At 70.7% G+C, this 18,043-nt stretch carries 20 protein-coding genes; 6 read left to right on the top strand and 14 right to left on the bottom strand.

Features of this window, described 5'->3' with window-relative positions; translation table 11 throughout:
- Window positions 1-81: 81 nt before the first annotated feature.
- The 3 genes from AB0L53_RS16815 to xylB all read right to left on the bottom strand — a co-directional run bounded on the left by AB0L53_RS16815 (window position 82) and on the right by xylB (window position 3,349).
- The gene (locus AB0L53_RS16815; RefSeq protein ID WP_103962598.1) at window positions 82-426 is read right to left on the bottom strand and encodes an RNA polymerase-binding protein RbpA; all 345 of its coding nucleotides are present in this window, start codon (window positions 424-426) and stop codon (window positions 82-84) included.
- Window positions 427-788: 362 nt separating this feature from the next.
- The gene (xylA, locus tag AB0L53_RS16810; RefSeq protein ID WP_363994062.1) at window positions 789-1,946 is read right to left on the bottom strand and encodes a xylose isomerase; all 1,158 of its coding nucleotides are present in this window, start codon (window positions 1,944-1,946) and stop codon (window positions 789-791) included.
- Complete coding sequence (xylB, locus tag AB0L53_RS16805) at window positions 1,943-3,349, bottom strand: xylulokinase (protein WP_363994059.1); 1,407 nt, start codon at window positions 3,347-3,349, stop codon at window positions 1,943-1,945. Before xylB ends, xylA begins: the two co-directional genes overlap by 4 nt.
- An 83-nt stretch (window positions 3,350-3,432) precedes the next feature.
- Between xylB and AB0L53_RS16800 the strand changes: the two genes are divergently transcribed.
- A complete protein-coding gene (locus tag AB0L53_RS16800) occupies window positions 3,433-4,659 on the top strand; it encodes an ROK family transcriptional regulator (protein ID WP_363994056.1) in 1,227 nt (408 codons plus the stop codon).
- On the opposite strand, the gene AB0L53_RS16795 is transcribed toward AB0L53_RS16800, so the two are convergent.
- Window positions 4,656-5,285 carry a hypothetical protein gene (locus AB0L53_RS16795; RefSeq protein WP_363994053.1) on the bottom strand — a complete coding sequence of 210 codons (630 nt, stop codon included), beginning with the start codon at window positions 5,283-5,285 and terminating at the stop codon, window positions 4,656-4,658. The genes AB0L53_RS16800 and AB0L53_RS16795 overlap by 4 nt on opposite strands.
- A gap of 70 nt (window positions 5,286-5,355) precedes the next feature.
- Window positions 5,356-5,868, bottom strand: coding sequence for a nuclear transport factor 2 family protein (locus AB0L53_RS16790; RefSeq protein ID WP_363994050.1), 513 nt, complete (start codon window positions 5,866-5,868; stop codon window positions 5,356-5,358).
- Between the two features lie 33 nt (window positions 5,869-5,901).
- On the opposite strand from AB0L53_RS16790, the gene AB0L53_RS16785 reads away from it, so the two are divergent.
- Window positions 5,902-6,450 carry a helix-turn-helix domain-containing protein gene (locus tag AB0L53_RS16785; RefSeq protein ID WP_363994047.1) on the top strand — a complete coding sequence of 183 codons (549 nt, stop codon included), beginning with the start codon at window positions 5,902-5,904 and terminating at the stop codon, window positions 6,448-6,450.
- A 30-nt stretch (window positions 6,451-6,480) separates the two neighbouring features.
- Here AB0L53_RS16785 and AB0L53_RS16780 read toward each other — a convergent pair whose 3' ends face one another.
- The 7 genes from AB0L53_RS16780 to AB0L53_RS16750 all read right to left on the bottom strand — a co-directional run bounded on the left by AB0L53_RS16780 (window position 6,481) and on the right by AB0L53_RS16750 (window position 12,904).
- A complete protein-coding gene (locus AB0L53_RS16780) occupies window positions 6,481-7,923 on the bottom strand; it encodes an MFS transporter (protein WP_363994044.1) in 1,443 nt (480 codons plus the stop codon).
- Between the two features lie 14 nt (window positions 7,924-7,937).
- A complete protein-coding gene (locus tag AB0L53_RS16775; protein ID WP_363994562.1) occupies window positions 7,938-8,735 on the bottom strand; it encodes a glycerophosphodiester phosphodiesterase family protein in 798 nt (265 codons plus the stop codon).
- A 39-nt stretch (window positions 8,736-8,774) separates the two neighbouring features.
- Window positions 8,775-9,314, bottom strand: a complete 540-nt coding sequence (locus AB0L53_RS16770; protein ID WP_358186117.1) for a TrmH family RNA methyltransferase — start codon at window positions 9,312-9,314, stop codon at window positions 8,775-8,777.
- On the bottom strand, window positions 9,311-9,901 hold the full coding sequence (locus AB0L53_RS16765) for a methyltransferase (protein ID WP_225291218.1): 591 nt from the start codon (window positions 9,899-9,901) through the stop codon (window positions 9,311-9,313). Before AB0L53_RS16765 ends, AB0L53_RS16770 begins: the two co-directional genes overlap by 4 nt.
- An 11-nt stretch (window positions 9,902-9,912) precedes the next feature.
- A complete protein-coding gene (locus AB0L53_RS16760) occupies window positions 9,913-10,860 on the bottom strand; it encodes a VWA domain-containing protein (RefSeq protein ID WP_363994040.1) in 948 nt (315 codons plus the stop codon).
- Between the two features lie 69 nt (window positions 10,861-10,929).
- The gene (locus AB0L53_RS16755; RefSeq protein ID WP_363994037.1) at window positions 10,930-11,865 is read right to left on the bottom strand and encodes a DUF58 domain-containing protein; all 936 of its coding nucleotides are present in this window, start codon (window positions 11,863-11,865) and stop codon (window positions 10,930-10,932) included.
- Between the two features lie 37 nt (window positions 11,866-11,902).
- The gene (locus tag AB0L53_RS16750; protein WP_358443153.1) at window positions 11,903-12,904 is read right to left on the bottom strand and encodes a MoxR family ATPase; all 1,002 of its coding nucleotides are present in this window, start codon (window positions 12,902-12,904) and stop codon (window positions 11,903-11,905) included.
- 54 nt (window positions 12,905-12,958) lie between these two features.
- Here AB0L53_RS16750 and AB0L53_RS16745 point away from each other — a divergent pair, with 54 nt between their 5' ends.
- Both AB0L53_RS16745 and AB0L53_RS16740 read left to right on the top strand, forming a co-directional pair.
- Window positions 12,959-13,726 carry a hypothetical protein gene (locus AB0L53_RS16745; RefSeq protein WP_363994033.1) on the top strand — a complete coding sequence of 256 codons (768 nt, stop codon included), beginning with the start codon at window positions 12,959-12,961 and terminating at the stop codon, window positions 13,724-13,726.
- A gap of 54 nt (window positions 13,727-13,780) precedes the next feature.
- Window positions 13,781-14,635: a DUF2268 domain-containing putative Zn-dependent protease gene (locus AB0L53_RS16740; protein ID WP_363994031.1), complete on the top strand. Its 855-nt coding sequence runs from the start codon at window positions 13,781-13,783 to the stop codon at window positions 14,633-14,635.
- Between the two features lie 31 nt (window positions 14,636-14,666).
- On the opposite strand, the gene AB0L53_RS16735 is transcribed toward AB0L53_RS16740, so the two are convergent.
- Window positions 14,667-15,317: a response regulator transcription factor gene (locus AB0L53_RS16735; protein WP_363994028.1), complete on the bottom strand. Its 651-nt coding sequence runs from the start codon at window positions 15,315-15,317 to the stop codon at window positions 14,667-14,669.
- Window positions 15,314-16,507 carry a histidine kinase gene (locus tag AB0L53_RS16730; protein WP_363994025.1) on the bottom strand — a complete coding sequence of 398 codons (1,194 nt, stop codon included), beginning with the start codon at window positions 16,505-16,507 and terminating at the stop codon, window positions 15,314-15,316. The genes AB0L53_RS16735 and AB0L53_RS16730 overlap by 4 nt, the downstream gene beginning before the upstream one ends.
- Window positions 16,508-16,644: 137 nt before the next feature.
- Here AB0L53_RS16730 and AB0L53_RS16725 point away from each other — a divergent pair, with 137 nt between their 5' ends.
- Both AB0L53_RS16725 and AB0L53_RS16720 read left to right on the top strand, forming a co-directional pair.
- Window positions 16,645-17,208, top strand: a complete 564-nt coding sequence (locus AB0L53_RS16725) for an ATP-dependent Clp protease proteolytic subunit (RefSeq protein WP_363994022.1) — start codon at window positions 16,645-16,647, stop codon at window positions 17,206-17,208.
- 1 nt (window position 17,209) lies between these two features.
- On the top strand, window positions 17,210-17,827 hold the full coding sequence (locus AB0L53_RS16720; protein ID WP_363994019.1) for an ATP-dependent Clp protease proteolytic subunit: 618 nt from the start codon (window positions 17,210-17,212) through the stop codon (window positions 17,825-17,827).
- Window positions 17,828-18,043: the final 216 nt, after the last annotated feature.

The raw sequence follows: 18,043 nt of genomic DNA, 5'->3' as shown, positions 1-18,043 counted from the left end.
GCCCTACCGGCCGCGAGACGGGCTCTGGGCAATGCGAAGCCCCCGGACAAGGTGTCCGGGGGCTTTCACCGTGAGAAGGTGTCAGGCGCTCTTTCGACGCTGGGCCCGCAGGACCGCCAGCCTCTCGTTGAGCACCTCTTCCAGGTCCTCGATGGACCGTCGCTCCAGGAGCATGTCCCAGTGCGTCCGCGGGGGCTTCGTCTTCTTCGACTCCGGCTGCTCGCCGTCGACCCGAACCGCGGTAGCGCCGCACATGCGGCACTCCCAGGTCGCGGGAATCTCGGCCTCGGCGGCAAGCGGAACCTCGAAGCGATGGCCCTTGGGACAGGTGTAGGACACGTCCTGGCGCGGGGCCAGATCCGTGTTACGGTCGTTCTCGTAGCTGGTTGCCCCGAGCCGGGTGCCACGAAGCGCGCGCTCGCCCATGTTTAAATGCCTCCTACAGGGCCCCCATCGTGAGGGGTCTGTCTCCCACGGTGTGTAACGCTTGGTACCGTGATGGGATTCCCCCCTGCGGGGTGATCCAATCGCTCTCTTCCCGAGGAGTTGCCCGCAACCGGGCTTCCGTCGGCGTTTTGGAGCTCCGGGCCACGTGAGGGCCATGGTGGTTTCTGAGACAGTTCGCGAATCGGTCTGACCGCAAGGCGGCCTTTGCTCGCTCCCTGTCATCCGGGACGGGAGCGCCGGACGGTGGTAGCGGGACGGCAGCGCCTGACGATAGCCAAGGGACGCGGGCCGACAAGACCGCCCCGCCGGGGACGAGCGCCCACCGGCGGGGGACAGCGGGTCTAGCGCACGCCGTACAAGTGCTCGATGGCGAGCTGGTCCAGGTGCTCGAACGCGGCGCCGCGGGCGGCCAGCGCGTCGATGTCGGGGGTGAAGGAGCGCACGTCGCGCCAGCTCTCCCCGTCGGCGAGCGTCGGCACGGCCAGCTCGTCGAGCCGGGCCGCCGTCAGCGCCTCCCGCACCTCGGGGTCGGCGCGGAAGGCCCGTACCTTCTCCCGCAGGATCAGGTAGTTGCGCATGCACGCCGCCGCCGACACCCACACGCCCTCGTCGTCCTCCGTGCGCGGCGGCTTGAAGTCGAAGTGGATCGGGCCGGAGAAGCCGTTGGACTCCAGGACGTCGACGGTCCAGAAGGCCCCTCGGGCATTGCCGGCGCCGAAGCGGAAGTCCTGGTCGTAGCGTGGACCGTTCTGCCCGTTCAGGTCGATGTGGAACAGCTTGCCGTGCCACAGCGCCTGCGCGATGCCGTGCGCGTAGTTGAGCCCGGCCATCTCCTCGTGGCCCACCTCGGGGTTGAGCCCGACCAGCTCCGGGTGCTCCAGCTCGTTGATGAACGCCAGCGCGTGGCCGATGGTGGGCAGCAGGATGTCGCCCCTCGGCTCGTTCGGCTTGGGCTCGATCGCGAACTTGAGGTCGTAGTTGTGGTCCAGCACGTACGAGCCGAGCACGTCGAAGGCTTCCTTGTAGCGGTCGAGCGCCGCCTGGACGTCCTTGGCCGCGCCGCTCTCCGCGCCTTCCCTGCCTCCCCAGCACACGTACACCTGCGCGCCCAGTTCGGCGGCCAGGTCGATGTTGTCCATCACCTTGCGCAGCGCGAAGCGGCGCACGTCGCGGTCGTTGGAGGTGAAGGCCCCGTCCTTGAAGATCGGGTGCGAGAACAGGTTGGTGGTCGCCGTGGTGACCACCAGGCCGGTCTCCTCCAGCGCCTTGCGGAAGGCGCCGACCCGCTCGTCGCGGTCATGGCCGTCGAAGTCGAACACGTCGTTGTCGTGGAAGTTCACTCCGTACGCGCCGATCTCGGCGAGCTTGCGCACAGCCCGGTCGGCGGGCATGGGCGCCCTGGTCGCCGGTCCGAACACATCGACTCCCGCCCAGCCGACGGTCCAGATGCCGAAGGAGAAACGGTCCTCGGGGGTGGGCGTGTAGGGGTCTACGCTCATGATCGATCCTCTCGGTGGTGCTGCCAGCCGGCCGTACGGTCGCGCAGCTCGGCGTACTGGTCACGGACATGGGGAGTGGGTGGCCCGTCGTACTCCTGGACCGGCTGGGCCGTCCAGACGGGCGGCTCGGGGGTGCCGGCCAGCGCCCAGGCGGCCTGGCGGGCCGCGCCGAGCGCCACGTATTCGGCCGGCTCGGGGACGGCGACGGGCTTGCCGAAGATCTGGGGCGCGATGCGGCGCACCGCCTCGGATTTCGCGCCGCCGCCGATCAGCAGCACGCGGCGCGGTCGTACGCCCTGCGCGGTCAGGTGGTCGATGGCGTCGGCGAGGGAGGACAGCAGCCCCTCGACCGCCGCCCGCGCCAGGTTCTCGCGCGTGGCGTTGCGCGTGGTCAGGCCGGTGAGCGTGCCCGAGGCGTCCGGCCGGTTCGGGGTGCGCTCGCCGTCGAGGTAGGGCAGCAGCGTGAGGCCGCCGGCGCCCGGCGGGGCGGCCAGCGCCAGCTCCGACAGCTCCGCCAGCGAGCAGCCGATCATCGAGGCCGCCGAGGAGAGGATCCTGGCCGCGTTGAGCGTGGCCAGCAGCGGCATGAAGCGCCCGGTCGCGTCCGCGAACCCGGCGACCATCCCCGACTCGTCGGCGGCGGGCACCTCGCTCACCGCGAACACCGTGCCCGAGGTCCCGATGGACACCGCGACGTCGCCGGGCCGAAGCCCGAGCCCGAGCGCCGCGCCCATGTTGTCGCCGGTGCCGGGCCCGATCGCGGCGCCGCCCGGCAGGTGCCCGACAATCTCGTTCGGCGCGGCCACGCGGGGCAGCTCGACCTCGTGCCCGATCGCGGCCGACACGAACTCGGGCAGGTACGCTCCCGTCGCCGGGGACCAGTATCCGGTGCCCGAGGCGTCGCCCCGGTCGGTCGTGAAGGCGCGGCGCTCGCCCAGCCGCCAGGTCAGCCAGTCATGGGGCAGCAGTACGGCCGCGGTGCGGGCGGCCAGCTCCGGCTCGTGCTCGGCCAGCCAGCGGAGCTTGGTGACCGTGAACGAGGCCACGGGCACGCTGCCGGTCAGCTCGGCCCACCGGGCCGGACCGCCCAGCTCGGCGGTCAGCCGGGTGGCCTGCGGTGCCGACCGCGTGTCGTTCCACAGCAGGGCGGGCCGCACCACCTCGCCGGAACCGTCGAGCGCGACCATGCCGTGCTGCTGGGCCGCCACCGCGACGGCCGCGGCCCGCTCCAGCAGGTGCCGCCCCTTGTCGAGCGCGCTCTCCCAATGGTGGGGATGGCACTCCGTGCCGTCGGGATGCGGGGCCGCGAACTCGTCGACCACTGTGCCGTCACCGGCCCGGCACAGCACGATCTTCGTCGACTGAGTCGAGGAGTCGACCCCGGCCACCAGTGCCTCTGTCACCAGGACTCCATATTAGTCAACTGTATGGATTAAATAGCCTAACAGACCAGCGAATCACCAGGAAGACCCATTAGTCTTAGATTGTGACAAAACCCAGGGAAGGGCCGCTCCGGCACGCCACCATGCGCGAACGCAATCTCGCCGTGGTGCTGGAGCAGGTCGTACGCTGCCAGCCGGTCACCCGTGCCCGGCTCGCCGAGCAGACCGGGTTCACCAAGACCACCGTCTCCAACCTGCTCGCGGTGCTCGAAGGCGCCGGGCTGGTCCAGGACGGCGCGCTGGTCCAGGGCGGCGAGCGCGGCCGGCCCGGGATCGCCGTCTCGGTCAACGGCGACGGCGCCGCCGCGCTCGGGCTGGAGATCAACGTCGACTACCTCGCCGCGTGCGTACTGGACCTGGGCCGGCGCACCCGCTACCACCAGCTCGTGACCTTCGACAACCGGGGGCGTGCGCCCGAGGCGGTGATCTCCTCGCTGGGCCGGCTGGCCGCCGAGGCCGTCGCCGCGGCCGCCGGGCAGGGCCTGGCGGTGGCGGGCGCGACGGTCGCCGTCCCCGGCCTGCTCGACCGGGAGAACGGCCTGGTCCGCCGCGCCCCGAACCTCGGCTGGACCGACGTCCCGGTCAGCGCCCTGCTCCGCGACGCGCTGCCCGACCTGCCGATCCCCGACGCCCACGACAACGAGGCGAACCTGGCCGCGCTGGCGGAGCTGTGGTTCGGCGACGGCGCGCGGCACGGCGGCTTCATCCACGTCTCGGGCGAGATCGGGATCGGCGCCGGCATCGTCATGGACGGTCAGGTGCTGCGCGGCACGCACGGGTTCGCCGGCGAGCTCGGCCACCTCGTCGTGGAGCCGGGCGGCGCGCCGTGCACCTGCGGCGGGCGCGGCTGCCTGGAGCAGATCGCCGGCCAGGACGCCATCCTGCGCGCCGCCGGGCTGCCCGCCGTCACGGCCACCACGGCGGCCAAGCCGGACGGCCCTATCAGGGAGCTCATCGACCTGCTGGAACGCTCGGACCAGCGGGCGCTGGCCGCGCTCGACGGGGCGGGCCGGGCACTCGGCGCCACCCTCGCTTCGGCCGTCAACCTGGTCGACCCCGGCGCGATCGTCCTCGGCGGCATCTTCTCGCCGCTGGCCTCATGGATCGGCCCGGCGGTCGAGGCCGCGCTGGGGGAGGGGAGCGGCTCGCTGCGTACCGCCGTACCGCCGGTGGTCGCCTCGGAGCTGGCGGGGAACGCCGCGGTGCTCGGCGCGGCCGGCGTGGTGATCGAACGCGTCATCGGCCACCCGGCCCTCCTGCTGTCCTCCTAGCGCCCAACCTCGATGGGTGAGTTCGGCGCCGTGGAGCGTGCGCGCCACAGCGAGACGGCCAGCCAGAGGCCGCCGACGGCGATCAGCGCGCCGTGCGCGATCCGCAGCGAGTACGGCCCGAAGAACTGCGGGATGAACAGCGCGAACCCCACCGCGAACGGCACCCCGCTCCACCTGGCCAGCGCGCCGGACCGCCACAGGGCCAGCGCCGCCATGACCGCCCCCACGCCCAGCAGCGCGAGCCCGGCGGCGAACATGGTCACCGCCACCGGCCCGAACCGGAACTCCGCGGCCAGCTCCATCAGCGCCGGAGCCTGGTCGCGCAGCGACCGGCGGGCGATGACGCTCAGCCCGAAGTCCTCCGCGCCGTAGTAGGGCAGGGTGAGGCCCGCGCCGACCCATGTCACCACCGCCGCCCGCAGCGACAGCCGGTCGCCCAGCACCTGGTGCAGTCCCAGGACGGCCAGCCCGGTGAGGATGAAGCCGATCATGGCCGCCAGATGACCGGCCACCCACGCGCCCGATGCCATGGCGGCCGCGTCGTCGCCGGACGGCCGCACGGCCGGGTAGATGAGGAACAGCACACCGCCGGCGGCGAAGGCCGCAGAGGTCAGCCGGGCGTTCATGGTCACTCCAAAGGGGGAGAAGGGCATTGCTCTCTTGTGTGAGCAATGCTCTCTCCTTGGAGCGTTGATGTCAAGAGCGGTGCTCTCGCTTGGCGAGCATGGGTACGAGGGTGCGGTCGCCGAAGCGGGTCATCGCGGCCAGCGGCTTCGTGGCCGCGCCGACCAGCAGCGGCAGGCCCGGCTTGCCCGTCGCCCTGGCCAGGGCGGGGCCGAGGGCGGCCATCATGGCGGTCAGGCCCGGCAGTGGCCTGATCCACATGGTGATCTCCTTGATCAGGCCCTGGTCGTCGAGCTGCAGCAGGGCCGACTCCTCGATCTCCTGGCGGCCCAGACGGGCGGTGGCGGCGAGCACGCGGGTTCGCTCGTCGCCCACGTCCGTGTGGTAGCGCAGGTCGGACAGGGCGCCCATCGCCGCGGTGAACAGGTCGCGTACCTGTTCCTGGCCGTGGAAGGTCGCCGTGGCGCTGAGGGGGGAGTGGAAGATCACGTCCGGCGCCAGGGTGGACATGATCGCGTTGACGTTCTTCGCCTCGCCGGCTTCGCGGTAGGCGCGGGCAGGTGAGTCCTGAATGTGAACTGTCATGAGTTCACTTTATCAACCCACTATGCTGGGGTCGTGAACAGGTTCGGGGAGATGCACTGCTCCATCGCTCAGGCCGTCGGCGTGGTCGCCGAGCCGTGGACGCCGCTGATCCTGCGGGATCTGTTCCTGGGGGTGTGCCGGTTCGACGACCTCGCGGAGGATCTGGGCATCTCGCGCAACCTGCTGACGCGGCGGCTGGAGCGCCTGGTGGAGTCGGGGGTGGTGGAGCGGCGGCCCTATCAGGAACGGCCGGTGCGCTTCACGTACACGCTGACCGAGGCGGGCCGTGACATCGTGCCCGCGCTGTTCACGCTGATGGCCTGGGGGGACCGCTGGGCGACTCCGCCCGGCGGGCCGCCCGCGCTGCTGGTGCACTCCTGCGGCGAGCAGTTCACACCGGTCGTGACGTGCCCGCACTGCGGGGGGCGGGCCGACGCGGACACGGTGCGGGCCGTAGGCGGCCCCGGCGCCGCTCAGGGACCCGGCACGATGGTCCTCGCCGCCCCCGGCAGGCGCGACGAGCTCGTCCCCGACAGACGTGACGGGCTCGCCCCTGACAGACACGACGAGGCCGCCCCGTGAAGACGACGAGGCGGCCCCAAAAGACAGGCGTCAGATCCGCGCAGGCACCTCGTTGCCCGCGTCGCGGATGGCCTTCGGCAGGTTGACCATGGCCAGCAGGACGAAGCCGATGATGAAGAAAATGATCATCGAGATGATGGCGATCCGGTAGCTGTTGGTGAGCTGGATCGCGATCGTCACCGTCAGGGAGCCGATGAACGCCGACCCCTTGTCGCTGATCTGCAGCAGGCTGAAGTATTCGGCCTCCCGCCCCTTCGGGATCACCAGCGAGAACAGCGAGCGCGACAGCGCCTGGGTGCCGCCCAGCACGATCGAGATGGCGAAGGCCAGCAGGTAGAACTGCAGGGCGGCCTTCTCCTGCAGGAAGTACGCGGCCAGGACGATCACCGTCCACACCACCAGGCTGCCCAGCACCGTGTGCTTGGTGCCGAACCGGCGGGCCAGCCAGCCCATCAGCAGCGCGCCGAAGAACGCCACGAACTGCACCATGAGGATCGCGCTGATCTGCGTCTCCTTGCTCAGCTTGAGCGCCTCGGAGGCGAAGGCCGAGCTGTTGCCGATGACGGTCTGCACGCCGTCGTTGTAGACGAGGTAGGCCACCAGGAACAGCAGCGTCAGCGGATATTGGCGCAGCTCGCTCAGCGTACGGCCGAGCTGCTTGAAGCTACCGCCGACAGAGCGCAGCGCCGTGCTCTCGTGGGCCGCGACCGGCCGGTTGCGCAGCCTCAGCAGGGGGACGATCGTGAAGATCGCCCACCACAGGCCCGCCGACATCATGCTGATCCGCACAGACATGCCCTCGTTCAGCCCGAAGCTCTCGTGCTTGAGGTAGAGGATCAGGTTGAGCGCGAGCAGCACGCCGCCACCCAGGTAGCCGATCGCCCACCCGCGCGAGGAGACGCGGTCGCGTTCCTCGGCGGTGGAGATCTGCGGCAGGAACGAGTCGTAGACCACCACGGACGAGCCGTAGGCCAGGTTGGCCAGGATGAACAGCACCCCGCCCAGCATGTAGCGGTCGCCCTCGAGGAAGTACAGGCCCACGGTGGCCAGCGCGCCCACGTAGGCGAAGCCGCCGAGCATCTCCTTCTTGCGGCCGGTGTGGTCGGCCAGCGCGCCCACGACCGGCAGGCAGAGGATCTGCAGCAGCACGGCCACGGTCAGCGTCAGCCCGAAGAACGCGGCCGGTCTGATGTCGGCGCCCAGCACATCGACATAGCCCAGGCCCGGGTTGGCCTCGGCCAGCTTGTCGAAGTCGGTCGAGCAGGTGGCGGCCGCGACCGAGGGGAAGTCCTTGGCGCAGGCCGCGGTCCTGGCGACCGAGATGAGGTAAGGGCTGAGGAAGACCGAGATGATCGTGGTGTAGAAGGCGGAGTTGGCCCAGTCGTAGACGTACCAGCCGCGTTGTTCGCGCCTGCGTGCCGACGGGGAGTCGGCGGTGTCGTCGGGAGCCGCGGGGGGTGCGGGTACGGGCATGTGTCGTGTCGCTCCTATGCGGCCATGCGGCCCGGATGCCACAGGCCGCGACGCTCCAGCACGTCACGCAGGCCGGTGACGTTGTCGGTCATGACACCGTCGACGCCGAGGTCGAGCAGGTGCTCCATGCGGGCGGGGTCGTTGATCGTCCATACGTGCACCTGCATGCCGATGGCGTGCGCCGTACGGATGAGGCGGCCGGTGGTGACGCGCAGGCCACGGAAGCCCACCGGCACCTGCGCGCAGGGCACGCCCGCGCGCTTGAGCCGGGTCAGCAGCCGGCCGTAGCCGGAGGTGGACGCGGCGGCGCGCAGCGCGGCGACGCCGCGCGGGCCGAGCGCCGAGCAGACCTCCCGGCCGAGCGCGGCCCTGGCCAGCACCAGGCGCTCGTCGGAGAAGGAGGTCAGGCAGATCCGGTCATAGGCCCCGGTGCGCCGGACCGCCTCGGCGAGCGGCGCGATCGCGGCGGCCTCCTTCACATCGATGTTGAAGCGGATCTCCGGCCAGCCGCCGAGCAGATCCTCCAGCAGCGGGATCTCGTGCACACCCCCGATGCGCGCCTGTCTGACCGTGCTGTAGGGCAGCTCCGAGATGCGGCCACGCCGGTCGGTGACCCGGTCGAGGGTGTGGTCGTGGAAGGCGAGCAGCACGCCGTCGGCCGTGGCGTGCGCGTCGGTCTCCAGGTAGCGATAGCCCAGCCGGACGGCCTGCTCGAAGGCCGCGACGGAGTTCTCGGCGCCCTCGGCGGCGCCCCCGCGATGCGCGAAGGCCAGCGGGCCCGGATGATCGAGAAACGCGAAGCGGCGGCTCAGCACGTCCTGAAGTATGCCTTCCGTGGGTGAAAAATAAGGTTACGAATCAGGGAGATTCTGCCATTCCTGGCGCCGGGCCTCGGCCAGCGCGATGGCGGCGGCCACCGAGACGTTGAACGAGCCGACCCGCCCGACCTGCGGGATGTAGCAGACCCCGTCGACGGCGTCGAGCAGGGCCGGTGAGCAGCCGTGGTCCTCACTGCCGACCACCAGGCACACGTCGCGGCCCAGGTCGGCCTGGTGCAGCGGCACGGCCTCGGCGGTCAGCTCGATGGCCAGCACGGAGTAGCCGTCCTCGCGGGCGGCCTTCACCGCGTCGACGGCGGGGACCGGCTCGTGCCAGGTGACCAGCCGCTCGGTGCCGAGTGCCGTCTTGCCCGCCTTGGGGTTGGTCGGCGGGGTGGCGTTGCCCGCGAGCCAGATCTGGTCGACGCCGAACGCGGCGGCGCTGCGGAAGATCGAGCCGACGTTGAACGGGCCGGTGACCGACTCGAGGATCAGCGACAGCCGGTTCGAGGTGTTTCTGCGCCAGGTGCGGTTGAGCCGCTTGACGTCGGTGGGGCGCAGCTGCCTTCTCATCGGGTTACCTTCAGGATTCGGTAGGCGGCGCGGGAGGCCGCGCGGCCGGCCTGCCAGCCCTGCTCGCCGAGCCAGCGTTGCAGCGAGTCGGAGCCGAGGTGCTTCTGTACGACCAGGTAGGCGACGCCGTCGGGTGTCAGCCGGGTGAGCCAGCGGGTGAGCATCTCGTGCAGGGCGGGCTTGCCAATACGGATAGCGGGATTAGACCAGATAGCCCGAAATTTCACGTCATCGGGTACCTCGTCGATATGTAGCGACCTTACTTTGTCAAGGCGCGCGGCCTGGGCGTTGCGCGCCGTGAGCTCCACGCTGCGCCGGTTCACGTCGACGGCCCACACGCTCGCGCCGGGCGCCCGCGAGGCCATGGTCAGCGCGATCGGGCCGTAGCCGCAGCCCAGGTCGAGCAGGTCGCCCTCCTGTGGCGGCGGCGGCACGCTCTCCAGCAGCACGCGGGTGCCGAGATCGACCCGCTCGGGCGAGAACACCCCCCGGTCGGTCTCCAAACGCAGGTGCAGGTCGGGCAGCACCAGGTCGACGGAGCCCGGCCGGCTCGCGGTCCGCGGTTGCTCGGAGAAGTAGTGGGCCACGTGCCAAAACGTTACGGGATCCGGGCACCGAACAGGACCGCGGCACCCGCCACCAGCAGCCCGGCCACGATGGCGGCCACGATGAACCACTGGGTGACCTCCTGGTCCACCAGCTTGAAGCCGAGAGAGGTGCCGATCTGCTCGTAGACGTCACGCAGCTCGCTGCCGGACTCCGCGGCGTAGGCCCGGCCGCTGGTGCCGTCGGACAGCGACTGCAGGGTCTGCTTGTTGACCGGCACGTTCACCGGCCGGCCGTCGATGGAGACGGTGCCCTCCTGCGTGCCGTACGCGATCGTGGAGACCGGCACGCGTGCCTGCCGGGCGGCGTCGATGGCCTCGTTGACGCCCCGGCCCGAGGTGTTGTCGCCGTCGGACAGCAGCACGATCGCGGCCGGCGGCGGGTCGGTGGCCGCCTGCTGGTCGAAGGAGCGTACGGAGTCGAGCGAGTTGAACACCGCCTCGCCGATCGCGGTGCCCGGCCGGGTGGTCAGGTTGCCGATCGCGGTCACGACGGCCTGGTGGTCGGTGGTGGGGGCGATGACCACGTTGGCCGAGCGGGCGAAGGAGACCACGCCGACGTTGAAGCGGTCGGGCAGCTCCCTGGCGAAGGCTTGGGCGGCGGCCTTGGCGGCGCTGATCCTGTTGGGCTGGACGTCGTCGGCGTCCATGGACAGCGACACGTCCAGCGCGATCATGATGGTGGCCCGGTCGCGCGGCACCTTCACCTGGTCGGCCGGCTTGGCCGCGCCGATGACCAGGAGCGACATCATGGCGAGGAACAGCAGCGGCGCCACGTGCCGCCGCCAGCCGGGGCCCGCGGGCGCGACCAGGTCGAGCAGCGCGAGGTTGGTGAAGCGCACGGTGTAGCGGCGCCGGGCGAACTGCGCCACGACGTATCCGACCACGAGCAGCGCCACCACCGCGAACAGCCACAACCACGCCGGCGACAGAAAGGTCACCCTGCCTCCTTCTTTCGGCCTGCCTCCTTCGGCACAGGGCCATTGTCGCGCTGTTCGATGGCGGTCCTGCTACGCATGTGCCCTCCGATGGGCGAGATGGGTCATGCGCCGCTGGCGGAGGACGAACTGCGCGACGTCGAACACCCAGTCCCTGTCGGTCCGCAGCACCAGGTGCGCCACGCCGGCGCGGCGCAGCGCGGCCTTGGTGCCTTCGCGTTGCAGTGCTGCAGCTTCGGCATAGTCTCGGCGTACTTTAGGGGAAAGGTGCACTTCGCGTACGTGCCCGCTCTCGGGGTCGGCGAACGCGACCCGGCCCACATCGGGGAGTTCGAGCTCGCGCGGATCGATGATCTCCACGGCCAGCACCTGGTGGCGGGCCGACAACCGCTTGATCGGCCGCTCCCAGGACCGCTCGGCGCCGGGGTCGAGCTCGGGCTTGGCGTCGAGGAAATCCGACACGATCAGCCGCATGCCGCGCCGCCTGCGGGTGGCGGCCAGCACGTCGATGCCCTCCGCCAGGTCGGGCGCGTCGGGTACGGCCTGCCCGCGCGGCGCGTCCATCAGCGAGTGCAGCAGCCCGTACAGGGCGGGCCGCCCGGTGCGCGCCGGCATCCGGTGCACGAACTCGTCGTGCAGCACCAGCGCCCCGAACCGGTCGCCCATCCGGCTGGACAGGAACCCGATCGCGCCCACCGCGGCCACCACCAGGTCGCGCTTGTCGCTGTCGGCGGTGCCGAAGTCCATGCTGGGCGACAGATCGGCCAGCGCCCAGGTCTCCAGCTCGCGGTCGGCGATCAGGTCGCGGACGTGCGGCACGGTCGTGCGGGCCGTGACCGCCCAGTCCATCCGGCGCACGTCGTCCTCGCCGGGCACGTAGACGCGGCTGTCGCCCGCCTCGCTGCCCGTCCCCGGCAGCAGCCCCAGGTGAGCGCCGTGCAGCAGCCCGTCGAGCCGCCGGGTCACCGTCAGCTCCAGCCGCCGCAGCGCCTGCTCGGCCGTTCTCATCAGCCGTGCTCCGTCCGCGTCATGCGCTCTGGTTCCGTCATCGGTTCTGGTTCCACACGACAAGGGGCGGCGGTACGGCGTGCAGGATCTGCCGGACGACCTGTTCGGGATCGACGCCGTCGGCCAGCGCGTCGAAGGTGAGCATCAGCCGGTGCGACATCACGTCGACGGCCACGTCCCGTACATCGTCGGGCAGCAGATAGTCACGGCCGCGCAGCAGGGCCAGGGCGCGCCCGGCGGAGACCAGGCCGAGCGTGGCGCGCGGGCTGACGCCGATCTCGATGGTCTCGGCCAGCTGGCCCAGGCCGTACTCGGCGGGCGATCGGGTGGACATGACCAGCCGTACGACATAGTCGGCGACGAGCTGGTGGACCGAGATCTGCTCGGCCGCCTCCTGCAGCGCCATCAGCCGCGCGGGGTCCAGCACGCGCTCGGGCGTCGGCGGGGTGACACTCATGCGGTGCAGGATCTCCAGCTCCTCGTGCGCGCTCGGGTGCGGCACCCGTACGCGGAACAGGAACCGGTCGCGCTGCACCTCGGGCAGCGGGTAGACGCCTTCGGACTCGATCGGGTTCTGGGTGGCCAGCACGATGAACGGCCTGGGCAGCTGGTGCGTGACCCCGGCCAGCGTGACCTGGCGCTCGGCCATCACCTCCAGCAGCGCCGACTGAACCTTGGCGGGCGCCCGGTTGATCTCGTCGGCGAGCAGGAAGTTGACGAACACCGGACCCAGCTCGACGTCGAACTTCTCGTTGGAGGGATGGAACACGCGGGTGCCGACGATGTCGCTCGGCACCAGGTCCGGGGTGAACTGGATCCGGGCGAACGTGCCGCCCACCACCGTGGCCAAGGTGGAGGCGGCGAGGGTCTTGGCGACGCCTGGCACGCCTTCCAGCAGGCAGTGACCGCGGGCCAGCAACGCGACGACCAGCCTCTCGACCATGTGGTCCTGGCCGACGATCACCCGCCGGACCTCGTCAAGGGTCTGACGCAGCACGGCCGCATCGGTTTCGTCTGGCAAATCTTCGGCGACGCTCATGACGCCATTCCACCAAACGTCCCGCAAACGTGCACGGCGCCGGTCTGTGCTTTCATGGCAAACGTGGCCAGTCCGCTGCAGTACGGAGATCCGCCCCGGCTGGGGCCGTTCGTGGTGCAGGCCCGCCTGCACTCGGCGCCGGCCGGTTTCGTCTACCTCGGGCAGGGGGCGGACGGGCGCGCCGTCTCCCTGGCCGTGCTGACCCGGGGCGCCGCCTTCGACGCCGCCGCGCGCGAACGGTTCGTGACCGTGATGCGCGAGGCCGCGCCCGCCGGCATGCGCGGCTGGCTCGGCCGGGCCACCAAGACGCGCGCCACGGTGCTGGACGGCGCCCCAGAGGTGCTGGCGATGGAGACCGGTACGGCGCCATGGGTAGCGGTGCCGTACACGCCGGGCCGGCCGGGGGCCGAGTGGTTCCTGGAGCCGGTGATGGTCGGCGGCACCCTCATCGGCCAGGCGCACGGCCCGGACTTCGTGCCGTACTGGCTGACCGACCGCGCCCCCGCCCTGCCCGGCCAACCGCGCGGACGCCGCCCGCTCACCGAGACGCGCCGACGGGTGCTGCTGGCCGCGCTGGCACTCGCCGTGCTGTTGCTGCTCGGTACGGTGATCGCGCTGCTGCTGATCATGGGCAGGGAGGACACCGAGCCGCTGCCCAGGCCCCTGCCGCCGACGAACTTCCAGCCGACGGCGCCCCCGACGCCGGCCACACCGGAGCCGCAGCAACCGACGCCCAGCCAGACGCCGGCGCCGAGCAAGAGCGGTCAGGCCACGCCGGGGCCGTCGCCCGGCGAGGACACGGGAGACGGCTCGCCACTCTGACCGCTGTTAATTGGCTTGAGCCTCACGTTGCGTGAGGTCCTAGCGTCCTTGGACATGGAGTTCATTGTTCAAGACACGCTCACGCCCATGGCCGAGCTGCTGGAGCAGCCGCTGCAGCGGCGTCCCGACCTGCTGCGCGAGCTGCTCGCGCCCATCCGCCAGGTCATCCCGGTGCCGGGCGACATCGTCGACATCCACCATCAGGGCAGCGGCTTCCGGGTGGACGCCGAGGACCCGCGCTATCTGCCCGCGCTCCACGCCATGATGGAGGCGGACGTCCTGGGGCAGATCGAGCGCGAGCTGCACCGGGCCGCCGATCGGCTGTCCGGCCTCAAGCTGCCCGACTCGTTGCGGGTGCTGTTCGTGCTCGGCGATCCCGGCAGTGAGCAGCTGATGAAGGTCACGGGCGGCTACTACGGGATGGGCAGCTCGCCTGGCCTGCTGTACCTGCTCGGCTGGCCGTCGGAGGAGATCATCGGCAGGATCGCGCACTGTGCCGTCCACGAGTTCCACCACCAGGCGCGCTACACCAACGTGCCGTGGCATCCGACGGTGGGGGAGCACGTGATCTCCGAAGGGCTGGCGGAGGCGTTCGTACGGGAGCTGTCGGGGGTCGAGGCCATGGGGCCGTGGTCGTCGATGGTTAGCGGCGAGGAGCTGGAGCGGGCCTACGAGAAGATCATGGCCGACTTCGATCTGGAGGGGATGCACCTCACGTCCGCGTACGTGCTGGGGGACACCACCGTGGCGCGGTTCGGGCAGGAGCCTCGCGGTATTCCGGACATGGCGGGATATGCGGTGGGGTTGCGGCTCGTGGACGCACACCTGGCCGCCACTGGGATGACGGTCGCGGAGAGCACGGCACTACCGCTGTCGCAGCTCGTACGGCGGGGCGAGGCTTCGTCTTAGCCGGGTGAGGCCAGATCTCAACGGGGTGACCTCAACGGGGTGAGACGAAGCCCGACTCGTAGGCGGCGATCACGGCCTGGGTGCGGTCTCGCGCGCCCAGCTTCGTGAGCACGTTGCCGACGTGCGTCTTGACGGTCTCCTGGCTGACGACCAGCTCGGCGGCGATCTCGCCGTTGGACAGCCCCCTGGTCATCAGCCGCAGCACGTCACCCTCGCGGCCCGTCAGCCGCCCGATGCCGGGCACCGAGGCGGGCCGGGCCTCAGGGGACTGACGGCCGGCCAGCGTCCGGATCGCCGCCGGGAACAGCAGCGACTCCCCGGCCGCCACCAGCTTGATCGCGTGGACCAGCTCGTCGGGCCTGGTCCGCTTGAGCAGGAACCCGTTGGCGCCCGCCCGCAACGCCTCGTAGACGTAGTCGTCGTTCTCGAACGTGGTGACCACCAGCACCTTGGGCGCCTCGTCCATGGCCACCAGGCGCCGGGTGGCCTGGATGCCGTCCACGGCGGGCATGCGTACGTCCATCAGGACCACGTCGGGCCGCTCACGGCGCACCACGGGCACCACCGCGGCACCGTCACCGGCCTCGCCGACCACGCTCAGCCCCGGCTCGGCGTCGATGATGACCCGCAGACCGGCCCGGATGAGGTCCTCGTCGTCGGCGATCACGACCTTGAGCGTCATGAAACCGACCGTAGCGGCAGCCGGACGGACACGCGCCAGCCGCCCTCCACCGGTCCCGCCTGCAGATCGCCGCGCAGCAGCCGGACACGCTCCCGCATACCGGTCACACCCCGGCCGCCTGACCGGGCGCCGTTCGCGGCGGTCCTGTTGGTGATCTCCAGCCTCAGGTCGTCGTCCTGTACGGCGACGGCCAGGCGTACCGGCCCCTGACCGTGTTTGATGGCGTTGGTCAGCGCTTCCTGGACGATCCGGTAGGCCTCCCTGGAGACCACGGCGGGCACGCCGGTCAGGTCGCCCACCTCGGGGCGCACGTCGGCGCCGGTGGCGGTGGCGAGGTCGCCGAGATCGGCCAGCGTCGCCTGCGGCGGCCCGGCCTCCGGGGGCGGGGAGCCGTCGCGCAGGACGCCGAGGACGTGGTCGAGGTCGTCGAGGGCGGCGCGGGCCGACTGCTCGATGGCCGTCAGGGCCGTCCTGGCCGTCTCCGGGTCGCGGTCGAGCACCCGTCCGGCCGCGGCGGCCTGGAGGGTGACGACGCTCAGGGCGTGGCCGACGGAGTCGTGCAGTTCGCGCGCCAGGCGGTTGCGCTCGGCCAGCGTACGGGCCTGACGCTCGGCCGCGGCCAGTCGTTCGCCCGGGGTGGGGCCGAGCAGCGCGGGGGCGAGCCGGGCCAGCAGGGCGCCCCCACCGGCCGCCACCAGCACCACCGCGCCCAGCACGGCCAGCCCGAGCAGGGGCCAGTAGAGTGCCGCCCAGCCCGGCTCGACGTCGAACCCCAGCAGGCGCGCGGGCCCGCCGGCGAACGGCACCGCGAACGTGAAGACCGTGAACGGAATCCCGGCCAGCGTGAACCCGCTCGCCACGCCGCCGACTCCCAGGTGGAGGGTGTACCAGGCGGTCGTGCGCCACCGTTCCTCCCACGACCGGCGCGCCTGCCGGGGCGGCGTCTCCACGCCGACGCCGAGCAGCCCTTGAGCGGCGCTCACCTCCAGCGCTCGTACCGGCAGGAACAGCCCGGTCAGCGCCACGACCGGCAGCACCGCTACGAACACCCCGAGCTGGGCGGGCAGGAACATATTGACCGACTGGCCCTGGAGCAGGCCCGACGTCAGGACCCCGGCCATCATGTACGGCATCAGCAGCGCGCCGCCGAGGATCAGGCACGCCCATCGCCGGGGCAGGTTCCATCTCACACTTGCGATTGTATGTCGATGGTTATTCGCTCTCGGTGGAATGCGCCTTTAGAAGAATGCGCCCCCAGCGAAAAGGAGCTGGAATTCCGGCGGTCCGGGTCTAGCGTCGTTGAATAGTTCGAGAGAAAGGCGATTCCATGACGGAGACCCAGCGCGCGGCCTGGCCTGACCAGGTAAGTCAGCGCCTGCTGAAGGAGCGCATACTTGTTCTCGGCCAGGAGGTCGACGACGAGATATGCAATCGACTGTGCGGCGAGCTCCTTTTGCTGGCGGCTGAGGACCCGAATCGGGACATAACGCTTTACATCAATTCGCCCGGCGGATCGGTGACCGCGGGTATGGCTCTTTACGACATGATGCAGTTCGTCCCGTGCGACGTCGCGACGGTCGCGATGGGCTTCGCCGCCTCCATGGGGCAGCTGCTGCTGTGCGCCGGCGCCCCCGGCAAGCGCTACGCGCTGCCCAACGCGCGGATCGTCATGCACCAGCCGCTCGGCGGCATCGGCGGCTCGGCCAGCGACATCCAGATCCAGGCGGAGAGCCTGCTCTACACCAAGCGCAGGCTGGCCGAGATCATCGCCCAGCACACCGGCCGGCCGTTGGAGCAGATCCAGGCCGACTCTGACCGCGACCGCTGGTTCACCGCGCAGGAGGCGCTCGAATACGGATTCGTCGACCGCCTGGCCGAGGGGATGAACTGACATGAGCGGACGTTACGTGCTGCCCTCGTTCACCGAGCGCACCTCTTACGGCATGAAGGAGATGAATCCGTACAACAAGCTGTTCGAGGACCGGGTCATCTTCGTGGGCACGCCGATCGACGACACCAGCGCCAATGACGTGATGGCGCAGTTGCTGACGCTGGAGTCGCTCGACCCCGACCAGGACATCAACATGTACATCAACTCGCCGGGCGGCTCTTTCACCGCCATGACGGCGATCTACGACACGATGCAGTTCGTCCGGCCGGAGATCCACACCGTCTGCATCGGCGAGGCGTCCTCGGCCGCCGCGGTCCTGCTGGCGGCGGGCACGCCCGGCAAGCGCGCCGCCCTGCCGCACGCCCGCATCCTGCTGCACCAGCCCGCCACTGAGGGCGGCCGGGGCCAGTCGAGCGACATGGAGATCCACGCCAGGGAGATCCTGCGCATGCGCGACCAGCAGGAGGCCATGCTGGCCAGGCACACGGGCAGGACGGACCTGGAGATCAGGAAGGACATCGAGCGGGACCGGATCTTCACGGCCGAGCAGGCACGCTCGTACAACCTGATCGACGACATCTACGCCTCCCGGAAACGGACACTGACCAACGCCCGCTGAAGCGCGGAACCGGTCACCGACAGTCGTCCGCTGAAGCGCGGAAGCGGACACCGACAGCCGCTCGCTGGCGCCAGGCGATGACGAGGACGAGGACGAGGACGTGCGGGGCGGCCTGCTTGAGCCTTGTGTGTAGCGGCCGCCCGAGCCCTTCGGGACCAAAGGGGCATCCCACCTGACCGACTGCGAAAGCAGGACATATACGCTTCTGGCGGTTCT

This window comes from Nonomuraea sp. NPDC052129 (assembly GCF_040680095.1).
Taxonomy (GTDB): domain Bacteria; phylum Actinomycetota; class Actinomycetes; order Streptosporangiales; family Streptosporangiaceae; genus Nonomuraea.
This window is presented reverse-complemented; position numbering and strand designations above follow the sequence as displayed.

Coding starts and splice junctions, on each gene's coding strand:
- AB0L53_RS16815 (WP_103962598.1), bottom strand. CDS start 426: ATGGGCGAGCGCGCGCTTCGTGGCACCCGGCTCGGGGCAACCAGCTAC.
- xylA (WP_363994062.1), bottom strand. CDS start 1,946: ATGAGCGTAGACCCCTACACGCCCACCCCCGAGGACCGTTTCTCCTTC.
- AB0L53_RS16795 (WP_363994053.1), bottom strand. CDS start 5,285: ATGAACGCCCGGCTGACCTCTGCGGCCTTCGCCGCCGGCGGTGTGCTG.
- AB0L53_RS16790 (WP_363994050.1), bottom strand. CDS start 5,868: ATGACAGTTCACATTCAGGACTCACCTGCCCGCGCCTACCGCGAAGCC.
- AB0L53_RS16780 (WP_363994044.1), bottom strand. CDS start 7,923: ATGCCCGTACCCGCACCCCCCGCGGCTCCCGACGACACCGCCGACTCC.
- AB0L53_RS16770 (WP_358186117.1), bottom strand. CDS start 9,314: ATGAGAAGGCAGCTGCGCCCCACCGACGTCAAGCGGCTCAACCGCACC.
- AB0L53_RS16755 (WP_363994037.1), bottom strand. CDS start 11,865: ATGAGAACGGCCGAGCAGGCGCTGCGGCGGCTGGAGCTGACGGTGACC.
- AB0L53_RS16750 (WP_358443153.1), bottom strand. CDS start 12,904: ATGAGCGTCGCCGAAGATTTGCCAGACGAAACCGATGCGGCCGTGCTG.
- AB0L53_RS16745 (WP_363994033.1), top strand. CDS start 12,959: ATGGCAAACGTGGCCAGTCCGCTGCAGTACGGAGATCCGCCCCGGCTG.
- AB0L53_RS16740 (WP_363994031.1), top strand. CDS start 13,781: ATGGAGTTCATTGTTCAAGACACGCTCACGCCCATGGCCGAGCTGCTG.
- AB0L53_RS16735 (WP_363994028.1), bottom strand. CDS start 15,317: ATGACGCTCAAGGTCGTGATCGCCGACGACGAGGACCTCATCCGGGCC.
- AB0L53_RS16725 (WP_363994022.1), top strand. CDS start 16,645: ATGACGGAGACCCAGCGCGCGGCCTGGCCTGACCAGGTAAGTCAGCGC.
- AB0L53_RS16720 (WP_363994019.1), top strand. CDS start 17,210: ATGAGCGGACGTTACGTGCTGCCCTCGTTCACCGAGCGCACCTCTTAC.